General features: G+C 46.0%; 15 protein-coding genes, 1 tRNA gene and 1 pseudogene. 11 read left to right on the plus strand and 6 right to left on the minus strand.

Annotation, left to right across the window (positions count from 1 at the left end; all coding sequences use genetic code 11):
• Positions 1 to 4 precede the first annotated feature (4 nt).
• The 3 genes from cpdR to P8H26_RS11575 all read left to right on the plus strand — a co-directional run bounded on the left by cpdR (position 5) and on the right by P8H26_RS11575 (position 1,082).
• Positions 5 to 367 (plus strand): cell cycle two-component system response regulator CpdR, encoded by a 363-nt coding sequence (gene cpdR, locus P8H26_RS11565; RefSeq protein ID WP_113945070.1) that lies wholly within the window; start codon positions 5 to 7, stop codon positions 365 to 367.
• 108 nt (positions 368 to 475) lie between these two features.
• Positions 476 to 550: transfer RNA gene (locus tag P8H26_RS11570), tRNA-Val, on the plus strand.
• A gap of 313 nt (positions 551 to 863) precedes the next feature.
• Positions 864 to 1,082: a hypothetical protein gene (locus P8H26_RS11575; RefSeq protein WP_289633169.1), complete on the plus strand. Its 219-nt coding sequence runs from the start codon at positions 864 to 866 to the stop codon at positions 1,080 to 1,082.
• Between the two features lie 86 nt (positions 1,083 to 1,168).
• Here P8H26_RS11575 and P8H26_RS11580 read toward each other — a convergent pair whose 3' ends face one another.
• Positions 1,169 to 1,579 (minus strand): hypothetical protein, encoded by a 411-nt coding sequence (locus P8H26_RS11580; protein ID WP_289633170.1) that lies wholly within the window; start codon positions 1,577 to 1,579, stop codon positions 1,169 to 1,171.
• A 168-nt stretch (positions 1,580 to 1,747) separates the two neighbouring features.
• On the opposite strand from P8H26_RS11580, the pseudogene P8H26_RS18160 reads away from it, so the two are divergent.
• From P8H26_RS18160 to P8H26_RS11595, 4 genes and pseudogenes are all read left to right on the plus strand, one after another.
• Positions 1,748 to 1,858, plus strand: a pseudogene (locus tag P8H26_RS18160) (transcriptional regulator); the annotation flags it as partial.
• An 87-nt stretch (positions 1,859 to 1,945) separates the two neighbouring features.
• A complete protein-coding gene (locus tag P8H26_RS11585; RefSeq protein ID WP_289633171.1) occupies positions 1,946 to 2,848 on the plus strand; it encodes a HipA domain-containing protein in 903 nt (300 codons plus the stop codon).
• Positions 2,849 to 2,852: 4 nt separating this feature from the next.
• Positions 2,853 to 3,632, plus strand: coding sequence for an HIRAN domain-containing protein (locus P8H26_RS11590; protein WP_289633172.1), 780 nt, complete (start codon positions 2,853 to 2,855; stop codon positions 3,630 to 3,632).
• A 260-nt stretch (positions 3,633 to 3,892) separates the two neighbouring features.
• Positions 3,893 to 4,498 carry an SH3 domain-containing protein gene (locus tag P8H26_RS11595; RefSeq protein ID WP_289633173.1) on the plus strand — a complete coding sequence of 202 codons (606 nt, stop codon included), beginning with the start codon at positions 3,893 to 3,895 and terminating at the stop codon, positions 4,496 to 4,498.
• Between the two features lie 1,000 nt (positions 4,499 to 5,498).
• On the opposite strand, the gene hemH is transcribed toward P8H26_RS11595, so the two are convergent.
• Positions 5,499 to 6,545, minus strand: coding sequence for a ferrochelatase (gene hemH, locus P8H26_RS11600; RefSeq protein ID WP_289633175.1), 1,047 nt, complete (start codon positions 6,543 to 6,545; stop codon positions 5,499 to 5,501).
• Between the two features lie 178 nt (positions 6,546 to 6,723).
• The gene (locus tag P8H26_RS11605) at positions 6,724 to 8,142 is read right to left on the minus strand and encodes a deoxyribodipyrimidine photo-lyase (protein ID WP_289633176.1); all 1,419 of its coding nucleotides are present in this window, start codon (positions 8,140 to 8,142) and stop codon (positions 6,724 to 6,726) included.
• A gap of 101 nt (positions 8,143 to 8,243) precedes the next feature.
• Here P8H26_RS11605 and P8H26_RS11610 point away from each other — a divergent pair, with 101 nt between their 5' ends.
• Complete coding sequence (locus P8H26_RS11610) at positions 8,244 to 9,002, plus strand: SDR family oxidoreductase (RefSeq protein ID WP_289633177.1); 759 nt, start codon at positions 8,244 to 8,246, stop codon at positions 9,000 to 9,002.
• Here the strand turns inward: P8H26_RS11610 and P8H26_RS11615 are convergent.
• From P8H26_RS11615 to P8H26_RS11625, 3 genes are read right to left on the minus strand one after another with little or no spacing between them, the layout of a single operon-like run.
• Positions 8,999 to 10,228 carry a cyclopropane-fatty-acyl-phospholipid synthase family protein gene (locus tag P8H26_RS11615; protein ID WP_289633179.1) on the minus strand — a complete coding sequence of 410 codons (1,230 nt, stop codon included), beginning with the start codon at positions 10,226 to 10,228 and terminating at the stop codon, positions 8,999 to 9,001. The genes P8H26_RS11610 and P8H26_RS11615 overlap by 4 nt on opposite strands.
• 7 nt (positions 10,229 to 10,235) lie before the next feature.
• Entirely contained in the window at positions 10,236 to 11,078 is an 843-nt protein-coding gene (locus P8H26_RS11620) for a DUF1365 domain-containing protein (protein WP_289633180.1), read from the minus strand.
• 2 nt (positions 11,079 to 11,080) lie between these two features.
• A complete protein-coding gene (locus P8H26_RS11625; protein ID WP_289633181.1) occupies positions 11,081 to 12,430 on the minus strand; it encodes an NAD(P)/FAD-dependent oxidoreductase in 1,350 nt (449 codons plus the stop codon).
• 221 nt (positions 12,431 to 12,651) lie between these two features.
• On the opposite strand from P8H26_RS11625, the gene P8H26_RS11630 reads away from it, so the two are divergent.
• From P8H26_RS11630 to P8H26_RS11640, 3 genes are read left to right on the plus strand one after another with little or no spacing between them, the layout of a single operon-like run.
• Positions 12,652 to 13,230 (plus strand): sigma-70 family RNA polymerase sigma factor, encoded by a 579-nt coding sequence (locus tag P8H26_RS11630; protein ID WP_289633182.1) that lies wholly within the window; start codon positions 12,652 to 12,654, stop codon positions 13,228 to 13,230.
• On the plus strand, positions 13,227 to 13,883 hold the full coding sequence (locus tag P8H26_RS11635; RefSeq protein WP_289633183.1) for a ChrR family anti-sigma-E factor: 657 nt from the start codon (positions 13,227 to 13,229) through the stop codon (positions 13,881 to 13,883). Before P8H26_RS11630 ends, P8H26_RS11635 begins: the two co-directional genes overlap by 4 nt.
• Positions 13,884 to 13,923: 40 nt before the next feature.
• Entirely contained in the window at positions 13,924 to 14,337 is a 414-nt protein-coding gene (locus P8H26_RS11640; RefSeq protein WP_289633184.1) for a DUF2177 family protein, read from the plus strand.
• Positions 14,338 to 14,404 lie beyond the last annotated feature (67 nt).

A 14,404-nucleotide genomic window follows, 5' to 3' on the forward strand; every position in this document is an offset into this window, starting at 1 on the left:
ACCAATGAAAAGAATCCTGCTTGCTGAAGATGATAATGATATGCGCCGTTTTCTGGTGAAAGCACTGGAAAAAGCCGGTTATCATGTCACCCATTTTGACAATGGAGCCAGCGCCTATGAACGCCTGCGTGAAGAGCCGTTCTCTCTGTTGCTGACAGATATCGTTATGCCGGAGATGGACGGAATTGAACTCGCACGCCGCGCGACCGAGATCGACCCGGATCTGAAAGTTATGTTCATCACCGGTTTTGCTGCCGTAGCTCTCAATCCTGATTCACATGCACCGCGTGAAGCCAAGGTACTCTCCAAGCCGTTTCATCTGCGCGATCTCGTGAATGAGATTGAGAAGATGCTGCTGGCTGCCTGATCCGGACCATCCTGTTGAAAAACAACAGGCAAAACAAAGAATTTTTCTTTATTTATCAAAAGAGCATTGACGCGCGCGAACCAATATGGTGTATGCGCGTCATCGGATGGGCGTATAGCTCAGCGGGAGAGCACTACATTGACATTGTAGGGGTCACAGGTTCAATCCCTGTTACGCCCACCATCCGGATCCCAGAAAAATCAACAGGTTACAATAAGAATAAGCAGCCTGCGTTCACCTGCCGAAATTGGCTACTCACCAAATACTCACAAATCAATATGGCTACTCACCGCATCATGTGAGTAATCACTCACAAGAATCATTGAAACGCTGACCCCAAATTTGGGGTTAAATCCGCTCCGCTCAATGGCCAATTCGCCATTCCTGACTTCCGATAACCTCTATTGCCGGAAACCAGAGCAGCCCAAATCTGGACATACCCCTTGACCACCTGCCGCACCTCTGCCAGCTTACGGGAAACAGGGGGGATAGTTTCATGTCACACAGTCGAGAGTATCTTGAGAGCCGCGTTGAAGCTCTTAAATTAGATATTGAGCGCCACAAGAAGCACCTGGAACTCATTAAGCTACTTCCAAATACTGATTCAACGACGCAGAAGCAAGAAATCAGCGAATATGAACGCCGCCGCGATCGAGATCAACACATGCTGGATCAAAGGCATGAAGAACTCGCATCACTGCAAAAGAGCGAATAAGCCGCCCCCCCTCAATCCTTTGAAACGGCGAGTTTATTAGCAGCGCGCTGTTAGTTGGCGATTTATCCGATCGATTTAAGGAGTAGCTATGCCGCACATGCTGGCACAAGCAATCCTTCAAGCTCCGAAAGTATCAATGTGCGCAATGTCCCGCGTACCGGCCACGGCCTGAGCGCCAAGGCGCGACCACGGAGCGCGGCAAGCTCTATCTGGTCAAATGCAGCCATAAAATCACCAGCGCGCTGCTCTGCAAAGTCTGGCCGCTGAATAACGATATCTGAGACGGCCCCAATGGTTTCAGACCAGAGCTCATCAATATTGCCGGCGCTTTGTTTGATGGTACGCACCACGAAAATCAGATGCCCCTCGCCGTGTGCATCCCGTATGGCTTTCATTGTGCCCCGTGCATGGCTCTGCCCGCGCGCTCTACGCCGGTGTGTTGGCACCAGCTTAACGCCCAATTGATCCATTAAACTATCAAGACGACCCTTAACCACAAAGCACCTCTTAACCTCAAACCAGATAAGAATAACACTATCATTTTATAAGACATTTGGGCACACCGCATTCATCCGGCCGAGCATAAATATACGCTGTTACCATGCTGTTTTCAGCAAAGACTATCGCTTATTTGAATGCTACCAGTAGCTGTTTGACAAATATACCTGCATAACAATCTTACCGCCATTAAACGAGCGTTAGAGGCTGCAGGCGTCCAGCTCCTCAAGCACGGGGAAGTCGCTGCCGGCGCTGGCGTGGCGTTGAAATCAATGTAAGTCTATTGCTGGAGTAAGGGCTATTAAGTAATACTCAACCCATGCGTGGGATATGTAAGGTCGTCGAACCTTAATTTGAGTAATCTAATGCCTGATTATTTCCCAATCCTTAGCGTTGAAACAAAGCATGAAATTCCTGAAGCGCTCGGCACCAAAGAAAAATCTTGGATACATTACAACGGCAATAGCCACTTGTTAAAGTTTGGACGAGATGGAACGGGTGAAGATTGGGCCGAGAAGGTGGCTTGTGAATTATGTCGATTGCTCAAGCTGCCTCACGCTCATTATGAACTCGCACAACATAATGGTCGTAATTGCACTCTATCTGCTTCATTCATTGAAAAAGACGAGCGACTAATTCTTGGCAATGAATTAATTAACGCATCAAGAAAAGAGGCTGATGGAGCGAGGAAATACCAGCAGAAAGAACACACTGTAACTCGAGCCCTAGCTGCAATCTTGCTATCCACGGAACCAAGCACAAAAAAATTCACAATACCTCAATACTCACCTAATTGGTATAATTTCATTGGATATCTTATGCTAGACGCATGGATAGGGAATTGTGACCGACATAACGAAAATTGGGGCGTCATTATTAAGAAAGATAGGACTGTTCAGCTAGCCCCAACCTTTGATCACGCTTCGAGCTTAGGGCGCGAATTAACGGACGCAGTTAGGAGTGAACGGCTAATGACGAAAGATAATCGCTTTTCCGTGGCAGCTTACGCTGAAAAAGCACGCTCCGCACTATATGCTGAGCCTTCGGACAAACGCGCCTTATCTCCATTTGATGCATTTATTAGAGCTGCCCAAGTGCAAAAAGGTAGCGCTGTTATTTGGCTTAACAAACTTCAAACCATTTCATCAGAAGCAATTTTACAAATACTCGAGCTAGTACCTCCTGATTTTATAACGAAACCGTCCCGCGATTTCGCTGGAAGATTATTAAATTATAACCAATTAAAACTTTTGAATCTGCAGAAATGAGAAAATGAGTACTTATTTTTTAAACTGGCAAGATCCCGAAAATAGAGCTTGGTATCCTGTGGGGAAACTCTTCCACACACAGGATTTATATATTTTTGCATACACAAAAGGCTCGTTACGTTCTTCTAATTTTGTAACATTTGGAAATCTTAACGACAAAAATGCCGTTTATGTTTCAAATGAACTTTTTCCAATTTTTGCAAATAGAGTCATGAACTCTAAGCGTCCAGATTATCAACGATATGCATCTTGGGCAGGATTAGATTCTCAGGAACAATCGGATTCATTAAAGTTGATGGCGCGTATGGGCGGCGGGAAAGCCACGGACAATTTACAAGTCTATCAAGTTCCAGAACGCGATTGCGAAGACAGATATAGAACTGTTTTTTTTGCACATGGATTAAGCCATCTGCCTTCTGAATCTCAGTGCCGCGCACAAAGCCTGATTGAAGGTCAGCAAGTTTATCCTTTGCTGGATATTCAAAACCCATATGACCGGTCTGCCGTAGCAATACGCAGCCAAGATCCATCTTCATTAATTGGCTATTGTCCTCGATATCTTGCCAGAGACATTAATAAACTCGTAAAGGGTCGTAGAAACAATCTTGTGATTACTATTAAAAAAGTAAACGAAGACGCGCCACCCCAGTTTATGCTTCTTTGCGAAGCTGTCGGGCATTGGCCTTTAAATTTTGAACCTTGCTCAAGCCCAGACCATAAGACTATCGTAGACCTTAATCTCAAACAACTAGTTGAGAAGATGGGGAAAAATAATTCATATTAATAGCCGTTCTAACAGTTATAGCTACCAAGTCTTATCTGCAATAATCAATTCCTATAAACCTCTGAAATCATCACTCTTAATAGTGAGGATTTCAGTCTAGCGCTCCCACTGATACGTCACTGTTTTCAGTGGAGCGCTGGTTGGAGTGGCAGCAATGCTTCCCCCCCTAAAAAAGAAAAACATATTAGACTTTATAACTAGAGCTTTTATTAAACGACTCTGAACAATAAGACTTTGGTTTGAGCGAATGGGGGAAGCTCATGAAAAAACCAAGTCTTTGGCTGGTTATTGCTTTTATCGGTATTGGCTACCTTGTTGGTGGCAAGGATGATAAATCCGCCCCGTCTACATCAGCACCTCAAAACACCGTTTCTGAAAACACACAGCAGGCTTTTGGTCTTATACATCCGCAGCAAACGCAACGGTCAAAAAACACCCCGCCACCAGTCGCAAAACCATCGCCGTTCATTGGTGCCAGTCTATACACGGCACAGCGTGCCAATATGAGGGCGGAAGCCTCAACTAAATCCCATATCGTCACGGTGATTGATAAAGGGCAACTAGTGAAGGTTCTCAATGTCCGCGGTGATTGGTACAGCATTGAATATCGCAACCGTACAGGCTGGATAAGCAGCAGCCTTCTTACAAGCGAAAAACCCGTTATTAGACCGGTGCCAACCACAACAAGAACTCTGCCTGCTCAAGCAGCCGCACCAGTCAGACAGAGCCGTGCAGGTCAGCCAACTCGTCGGCCATATGTTGGAAAATGTGACTGTCCCTATGATCTAATGCGCAATGGTAGGCGCTGCGGGGGGAATAGTGCGTATAGCAAGCCCGGAGGAAGAAATCCGCAGTGTTATTTTTAAGCGCTATTTCTCACTATCACACACTATTTTACTGCGATGTCGGCGCTCAATTTAATCTATTCTCGCCAACTTTAGACTTACCCATGCTTCGCAACCTTAACAAATCATAACAGGTAAACGCAGCCACAATGTCTACATATGACAGCATCAGGATGTCGTCATTTGTCGTCATATCCACCTTCATACTTTAACTCACAGGACACACACGGCCGAGCACTGCGTATTTCATGATACTGAAGTTTTCTGAAGCAGTTGAAGAACGGAACGTACCCGTAACCTCCCCGTGTAACTATGCCCCTTCTTCTGGCCTTTGCTCGTGACCCTAGCCGTAACCTTGCCGTCCAGCACTTTTTAATAGCACCGCAATTCAGACTGTCTCTCGCGTAGTGATGCCAGATTAATCGGTGAGTGCCCGCGTAGTGATATGGGTTTAACCGGTTACGCCCCAGCTAGCCCTTGCTATAACCTTGCTGTTTTATGGAGTGACAAAACTTATTTTGCACGCTTCAATGAGCAGGACCGTCTTGAGCACCCTTGACGTAACCTTGGCCTTTTGTGAAATCTTAACATGTTCTATGCCTCGCGCGCGTATTGGTCACTAAACTCATATTGACGAAAGAGCGACTGACAAAATCACCTAACAAAATTTCTTTTGGGTGCACCAGAAACAATCGCAGCCGTAGCCGATGATCATGGCCGTAGAACTATCATCAGACAAATAAACAGCGCTCTCAACAATGATAACGCCTAGAGCGTAGTTCCTTACACTGGAGAATTTCGAAGGAAAACTATACTCAAATGCCGGGTAAACGATTACTCCCACAGCAAAAGAAAGCCACAACTATTGGCTGTCCATATGGTACGTATGGCCTTTTGTGAGTGCGCAGCATTTTGTCCGAATTCCGTTTGATAGTTCCCTTACAAATGCCTGCGTTTTATCGGAGCAAGCCGCTAAAAATGACGATACCTTGCCAGATAGGAATCTAAATGAGTTTCAAATCTACAACCGATCAAGGCCACACATTTCTTTTAATAAAACAGATTCTAATACTTTCATACCCGGCTCACTATCATTCAGACATGGTATAAAAGTGAATTCTTCACCGCCGTGCTCCATAAAATAATCACGATTTTCCACCGCAATTTCTTCCAGTGTTTCCAGGCAATCGGAAACAAAGCCCGGCGTAATGACCGCGATTTTTTTAACGCCACTTTCAGCTAGCGACTGAATTGTTTTATCTGTATAGGGCTTAATCCACTCCTCTGGCCCAAAGCGCGACTGAAAAGTAACAATCAACTGCTCTTTCGACATGCCCAATCTTTCACGCAGCAAGCGAGCTGTCTTCATACAGTGACAATAATAAGGGTCACCCTTATCAAAGTAGTTCTGCGGAATGCCGTGAAAAGAGGCTACAATAACCTCAGGCGTCCAAGTAATATTGTTCAGGTGTTGAGTTACAGAATTATACAAGGCGTCAATATAAACAGGATCATCATAATAAGGCGGCACTGTTCTTATGGCGGGTTGCCAGCGCATATTTAATAATTTGCGATACACCGCATCATTAACCGATGCTGTTGTAGCCGCCGCATATTGAGGATAAAGAGGGAAAATAATAATACGCTCACAACCGGAACGTTGCAGTGCATCTATGCGATCTGCAATGGAAGGGTTGCCGTAGCGCATAGCCCAATCGATGATAATATTATCATTATCTTTGAATTTTTCAGCAATCAGACTTGCCTGATTTCTGGTGTAAGTACGAAGATAACTTTCATTCAGCTCATTATTCCAGATAGACTGATAAGCTTTGCCAACCTTCTGCGGCCGCGTATTGAGCACAATGCCAAATAAAATTGGATACCATTTCCACGGTGACCATTCGATCACCCGCTTATCCATCAGAAACTCTTTGAGATAAACACGAAGTGACTTGTAGTCTGTGCCCTCAGGTGTCCCGAGATTGATAAGCAAAACCCCGGTTTTCCCGTGTTTGACATCAGGGTGTTGAACGGGATTGCCATTATAAACAAGACTATGTTTCACTGAAAATCCATCCGGTTTTTTGTTAAGTGACTATCTAATCATCCTTTACGTTTGCCGGATCAAATCGGATCACCGGAAAATACGCATAATTTTAATCAGAACGCCGCGCACCCGATTGGACAGACTAAAATTTACGTAAAACCTCACCTTCTGCTGAACCAGAACAAGGCATTATGCTCTAAATCTCATTTTTCATCATCATCTTGAAGAGCCGCTGGCTTTCCGCAATATCCGCAATCGGCAACGGATAATCCGTACCTAACTTTACTTTTGCTCCGCGCAAGACATCCGCAGGCGCTTGCTCGGGACAATGTATCCATTTTGAGGGCAATAAATGCAGTTCTGGCACCCATTGCCGCACATAAGCACCTTCTGGATCAAAGCGCTTTCCTTGCACGACAGGGTTAAATACCCGAAAATACGGAGCGGCATCCATCCCGCACCCCGCAACCCATTGCCAACTGGCCGGATTGCTGGCCACATCGGCGTCAACCAGCGTATCCCAAAACCACTCTTCACCAAGACGCCAGTCGATTATAAGGTTTTTTGTCAGAAATGACGCCACAAGCATTCTGACACGATTATGCATCCATCCCGTTACCCACAATTGACGCATACCGGCATCAATAATCGGTATACCGGTCTGCCCTTTTGTCCATGCGGTGAACGATGCGTGGTCATTGCGCCACTCGATCGGTTCAAGTGTCGGGCGCATATCATGCGCGGTAATATCTGCTCTGTGATAAAGTTGATGATACTGGAAATCACGCCAGATCAACTCGGACAAAAACTTATCGGCACCTTTTGCTATATGCGGATGCTGCTGCGTGAACTGAAGAACTTCGTGCCATATCTGACGCACACTCATCTGCCCGAAGCGCAAATAAGGTGACAGTTTTGAAGTCGCGTCCAAAGAGGGCCAATCGCGATCATCCGTATAAGACCGGATCAGATCTTGCAAAAATACGGCCAGACGATCGTAACCGGCCTCCTCGCCGGTTTGCCAATGCCGGGCAATTGTGTGTGCCCAGTGCGGTTGTTTATAAGTCTTAACTGGCTGATGCTGCTCACAATATCGGGAGGTTGCCACTTGTGTTGATATAGCGCGTGGCTGAGTAACGCCTTGCCGACGCAACGCTTTGGCAAATGGTGTATAAACTTGATACGGCTCGCCGTTACCGGTCATAACTTCCCAAGGTTCAATCAGCAAATTACCCCTGAATGAGGTAACATTGATACCTTTGCCTTTGAGATTATATTTAATATCTGCGTCACATTCACGCTCGGCTTGCGCATATCGCCTGTTCCAGAAAACAGCTTTAACATGCTCAGTCGTTACGATATTTTCTATGATGATTGCCGGATCACCTGTTTCAATTATTAGTTCTATATTTTTTTCTGCCAACTGCGCAGCAAATTTTTCAAGGCTGCTCTCAAGCCACCATCTTGCAGCGCCGCCAGGGCGGCGTGAAGTTGCCGTTTCTTCATAAATATAAAGTGCTGTAACAGAGCCGCCCGTTAACAATGCCGCATCAAGCGCCGGATTATCTTGTATTCTAAGATCATTGCGCAACCATATAAGACTATGATTTTTCATAGAGAATCCTGAAAGCTGAGAGAAAGAGCAGATGACAGATGAACCGCTGCCATCCCTGTTGCGTATACATAATATAAAGTTTGTCTAATAAGGTGAACGTAATGGACGCTCATATACCTAATAAGCTTGTATGGATAACGGGTGCCGGCACCGGAATGGGGCGCGCTTTGGCAATAAGACTTGCCAGCCAAGGCTGGACAGTAGCAATCAGCGCCCGCACGAGAACACATCTTGAAGAGGTCGCCGCACAAGCACCGGACAAGATTTTTGCTTTTCCAATGGATGTGACGGATCACGCTGCGATACCGGCTGTATATGCCGCGATTGAAGCACAGCTTGGCCCCGTCAGTGTCGCAATCCTCAATGCGGGCATATATAAGCGGGACAATGCGATTAATTTTGATGCTGCGCTTTTTGAGGAAACGGTCAATGTCAATCTGATAGGAACTGCCTATTGTATGGGCGTCGTTATGGAGCCCATGCTCAAGCGGCAATCGGGACGCATATTGGTCGTCTCCTCCGTTGCAGGATATACCGGCCTGCCGGGTGCAGCAGCATATGGCGCGACCAAAGCCGGCCTCATTAATATGTGTGAGGCCCTTTATCCTGAGCTGCGACGTAAGAATGTGCTTCTCAGCGTTGTTAATCCCGGTTTTGTAGATACGCCGCTCACACAAAAAAATGACTTTCCTATGCCTTTTATAATTTCAGAGAATGAGGCCGCTGATCACATCATTCGCGGCCTGAATTCACATCGTTTTGAAATTGCATTTCCGTGGAAGATGGTTTGGCTTACCAAATGTCTGGCGCGTCTGCCTGCAGGGTTGCGATTTGCAATTACGCGCAAATTGTTACGTTAATCCTGATTGAGGCAGAGCTGACGGAAATGAAACTGCCCGACATCAATGCGCTGCGCTCTGAAACCGGCAGCGCAATAGTGGAAATAATATCGCCACATCCGCTTGAAGCGCGCATCAAACCCAAGTGGCTCAATATTGCTCCATTGTTTTATGAATTGATCGTCCCATTGAAGCAGCGTTTTCTCATAATCACGTCCAAACATCAGCTGGTCAGTCAGCTTTAAATTATGTCTTCGTGCGACATCAATAAGTGCGTTGCATGAAGGCAGCATACCGCCCGGGAAAATATAGGTCTGAATGAAATCAGCATTGCGCCGGTATTCATCAAGGCGGTTATCATCGATGGTAATAACCTGTAGCAAAGCCTCGCCGTCACTCTCTAACAAGGCTTGCAGTCTTGCAAAATATACAGGCCAGTTCTCCTCGCCGACAGCTTCAAACATCTCGACAGATACGATTTTGTTGAAACGCCCCTCACAATTTCTGTAATCTTCAATACGAATTTCAACACGATCAGATAGGCCCGCTTTCATCATGCGCTCTTGCGCAAAATGTGCCTGCTCCTGAGAAAGTGTCAGGCCTACAATGCTGCAACCGGTTTTACGCGCAGCATATTCCGCAAATCCGCCCCATCCGCAGCCGATCTCAAGAACACGGTCATTTTTCTGAATATTCAATTGCCTGACAATGCGGTCATATTTGGCATTTTGCGCATCAGATAAGGACTGTCCGGCCGTTTGGAACAAGCCGGAAGAATATGTCATGGTCTCATCCAGCCACTGAGCATAGAACTGGTTGCCCAGATCATAATGGAAAGCAATATTGCGCTTGCTGCCTTTAGGCGTATTGGCACGGAGACGATGGCGCAAATTGGCCATCAATCTTGCAAGTGCCGGCAATGCGAGAACCGAATTTAAATAATCCTCATTGAAAATTCCCAGATCCAAAACAGCACCAATATCTGGGCTATCCCAGTTATTATCAATAAATGCGCGCGCCAGCCCGAGTTTTCCTCCGGAGAGGACTTGCCACACAAATTTAGGCGAGCGAATGATCATTGTTGCATCAGGGCCCGGTCTTGAGCCTTTGACATAAAAACTGTGCCCGTCAGGAAACTCAACAGTCAGTGTGCCGAAAGCAATCCGGCCAGCCCATTTTTGCACAATGCGCATCCATAGCGGCGGACGTTTATTGAACCCTGCTTTGACTTCCCTCTTGATGTTCATTGTCTCTTCAGTGGTGCTCATCAGGATTTAACTCACGGGGCTGATTGATCGGAGTGGGGTTTGAAACAACAGTACTGTCGACCTTGCTGGCCGCCGCCTTATGGCGATAAATGGTAAGGCCTTTTCTCCAAAGGCGCAGTGCCTCCCAATAAATGCTCGCGCTGACTTTCAGCGTCATAAACGGGTGACGCAACAATGCCAAACCAAGCGTGCGGTCATTTATGGGGCTTCGTGTTGCTGCAAAATTTGCAACAAGCACCATGCCATCAGCATCTTCTTCATGAATACGAACCAGCAGCTTTTCATCGGGAGGCTCAATGTAAAAATTATAGAAACAGTCCATCGGCAAAAAAGGAGATACATAAAAATCCTTCTTACATTGCTGGTGAAAGCCCTGTCCGGTCAGCTCCCCCTCAAGAACACGCATAATATAGGTATGACGTTCTGCGAATGTATTGCTGACCTCATAAAGAACAGCGCGCAGCCCTCCTTGCGCGTCATAACAAAAATAGAGTGTCAGCGGATTGAAGACATAGCCATAAATGCGCGGATAACAGAGAATATAAATACTCATCCCTGCCCCCTGAAGACCAGCACGGGCTAGCTGCTCCTCAACCCAATGGCGCAATCCGCCCTTTGTGCCATCTCCGTGATCTTTATCGTGAAAGCTCACAATTGCGCGGCGATTATAACCAAAAAGACGCTTTGCCTTGTCTAATGACGGAAGCTCATCAATATTCAGCAGCAATGAAAATACACGATAAGTGAAGCGATGCCGTTGAGGACGCAACCGCATATGCATCACTTTGCCTATATAAAGACCTGACTGTATCTTCTCACTAGAGCGCATTATTATGATGCCTCACTCTCAGACGGCTGTGAAATTCTGGAGGATGCGTTTGGTACATTCCAAGGTCGTTTCAAACCTGCCAGCCCTTCGGCCACTGCAAGCCCTGCCTGCAAACCATCCTCATGAAAACCATAGCCAAAGTACGCACCACAGAACCATGTATTACGCTTGCCTTGCAGGACATGCAGCGCACGCTGCGCTTCCAATGCCCGAAGGTCAAAAAGCGGGTGCTCATAATCAATCACCTTGATAATTTTTTCATCGGCGATCGGCTTAGTCGGATTAAGCGTAACAAAAAGTGGATATTTCTCATCAATAGATTGAAGCTTATTCATCCAATATGTCACACATAAAGGCTGCTTTTCTGCGCTATTGTGATCGCCGGTATAATTCCAGCTCGACCAGATCCGCCTGCGCCTTGGCATAAGTGACGTATCGGAGTGCAAAACGGCGCTATTGGCTGTGTAACGAAAAGCACCAAGCAGTTTCTGCTCCTCAAAGCTGGGATCATCCAACATTGCAAGCGCCTGATCCGCATGTGCAGCAATAACAACATCAGTAAAACGCTCTGTATGACCTTTACAGTCAGTCACCATGACACCGTCAGTTATGCGCTTTATGCTCTCAACCCTGGTATTCAGCCTGATGTCACCGGATATTGCCTGCGCCAACCGCTCAACATAGCGGCGACTACCGCCCGTAACAGTTCGCCATTGCGGCCGGTCTTTAAGACTGAGTAATCCGTGACTGACGAAAAAGCGTACAAATGCCTGAACAGGATAAGCCCGCATTTCATCTGCGCTCGCAGACCAAATTGCAGCCCCCATCGGCAGAAGATGATTTTCAACAAAATCATCGCTGTAATTATAAAATCTCAGATATTCGCCAAGGCTAGTCTGCGCGTAATGTTCACTATCCAGAACAGAAGGCGCCTCGCGGTAAAACCTCAACACATCCCTGACCATAAACCAGAAACGGGGACGAATGATATTACGCCGCTGACCAAGCAACCCGTTGATGCCAGAACCGGAGTATTCCAGCCCGCCCTCATTAAGTGATACGGCAAATGACATATTGGATTTTTGTGTCTCAACCCCGCATGTTTCAAATAATGCGACAAGATTGGGATAATTCCGCTCATTATAAACAATAAAGCCCGTATCAACGGCAATCTCGTTTTGTCCGCACGGAACCATAATCGTATTGGAATGCCCGCCTAAGCGGTTATTCTCTTCATAAATGGTGACCCGCGCAGTTTTGCTCAACAGCCATGCTGCAGACAATCCGGAAATACCTGATCCGATGACAGCAATGTGTTTTTTATTTTCAGAGAATGAGTGAGAACTACTCACGGCTATTCCTTTTGTTTTTTATATATTCCAATACGCGCCGTACGACGTTTCGGATCTCTTTTTTTAAATTATTTTGATGTCGTGATCCGTTTGCTGATTTTCTCCGTAAAGATGGCATGAAAACAAACATTTCCATCCAGCCGCAATCGTGGCACAACAAATACAAAGGAATTGCAGAGCGCAGATCTATGCTGCTCCGATTCAGGCGGGAATGTTTAAAAATGAAAAAAAACACCCCCAATGCGGACATTGGGAATCTCGAAGTATTAATGCGAGCTGTCACATTGGATCGCGATATTGATGCCTATGAGGTGATTTTTAAATACTTTGCGCCGCGTGTTAAATCTTACATGTTGCGGCTTACGACTGATGAACAGCTGGCAGAAGAGCTGATGCAGGAAACAATGATCACTGTATGGCACAAAGCGGACCGTTTTGATCCGCTCAAAGGAGCGCTTTCAACATGGATTTTTACGATTGCACGAAATTTGCGCATTGATGCTGTAAGACGAGAGAAAAGACCCGAATTTGACCCGGATGATCCGGCTTTTGTTCCTGATGAAACAATACCCGCTGATGCTCTAATCATAATGCAGCAATCAAGTAATGAATTACAGCAAGCAATGGAAAAATTACCGAAGGAACAGTTCGAGCTTATAAAAATGTCTTTTTATGATAATCACTCTCAAAGTGCTATTGCCGAGAAAATGAATATTCCGCTTGGTACAGTTAAATCACGAATGCGACTGGCATTTGAAAAATTGCGTCTTTCCCTCAAACACTTAGGGAGAGCGTCATGAATATACATCATCATTTAAGCGATGCGTTGCTTGAAAGCTATGCTGCCGGCACCTTAAGCGAGGGCTGGAGCATTGCCGTAGCCACACATTTATCATTGTGCCCTTCATGCCGTTTTCGTCTTAAAAACTATGAATGTCTGGGCGGAAAATTGCTTGAGGAACTACCTGCTGATACGTCTGCGGATAAAGCATGGGAGACTGTTCGGTCGAGATTGGCAAAGACATCACTAAAGACCAAGCAAGAACGGCCGGAACCACAACCTCAGGCACCTGTTTTACCTCAGCCATTACGCTCTTATCTCGGAGGAGATGTCGATAAGCTGAAATGGCGCGCTCTTGGTCGCGGAGCCAGTCATATTGTCATTCCGACCAGCGACAATTCATCAACCGTACGCCTGCTCAAGATACCTGCCGGCAAGCCGGTTCCTGAGCACGGTCATGGCGGACGGGAGTTGACACTTGTTCTTAGCGGAAGTTTTATCGATGGCGACGAGAGTTTTACTCGCGGCGATATCGAAGAGGCAAATTCCGATATTATTCATCAGCCTATAGCTACATCGGACGCTGATTGCATTTGTCTGGCGGTTACAGATGCCCCGTTACGTTTCCGCTCATGGATTGTTCGTTTAGTGCAACCTGTGCTTGGAATTTAGCGGCTAACGAATTCTGAATATAACAAAGATGAGATCTGCAATGTTAAAACAGGCCATAATTGCATATACTACGACTGCCATAGTGTTCTTTGTTGTTGACTTTATCTGGCTGTCAAAAATGACAAGTTTGTTTTACCGCCCACGAATGGCCAACATCCTTATGGATCAGCCAAATTTCACTGTCGCGGGTCTTTTCTATCTCGTTTATGTAGGCGGTATTATTTATTTTGCGGTAATACCTGCTCTCAACTCAAACAGCTGGCTTAATGCTGTTATTAATGGCGCCATTCTTGGTCTTATTGCTTATGGCACCTATGATATGACAAATCTCGCTACGTTAAAAAATTGGTCCCTATCAATAAGTATAGTTGATATGGCGTGGGGTCTGCTTCTCACTGCTGTGGCTAGTTCGGCAGGATACTTTGCCACATCGTTTATTCTCCCCAAAATATAACAAATTAGATGTGTTTTTTAGCTGCAAAATTACTATCTATTTCAAAAAAATTAGTGGAGTGAACCGG

This window comes from Pseudochrobactrum sp. sp1633 (assembly GCF_030376605.1).
In the GTDB taxonomy this organism is placed as follows: domain Bacteria; phylum Pseudomonadota; class Alphaproteobacteria; order Rhizobiales; family Rhizobiaceae; genus Pseudochrobactrum.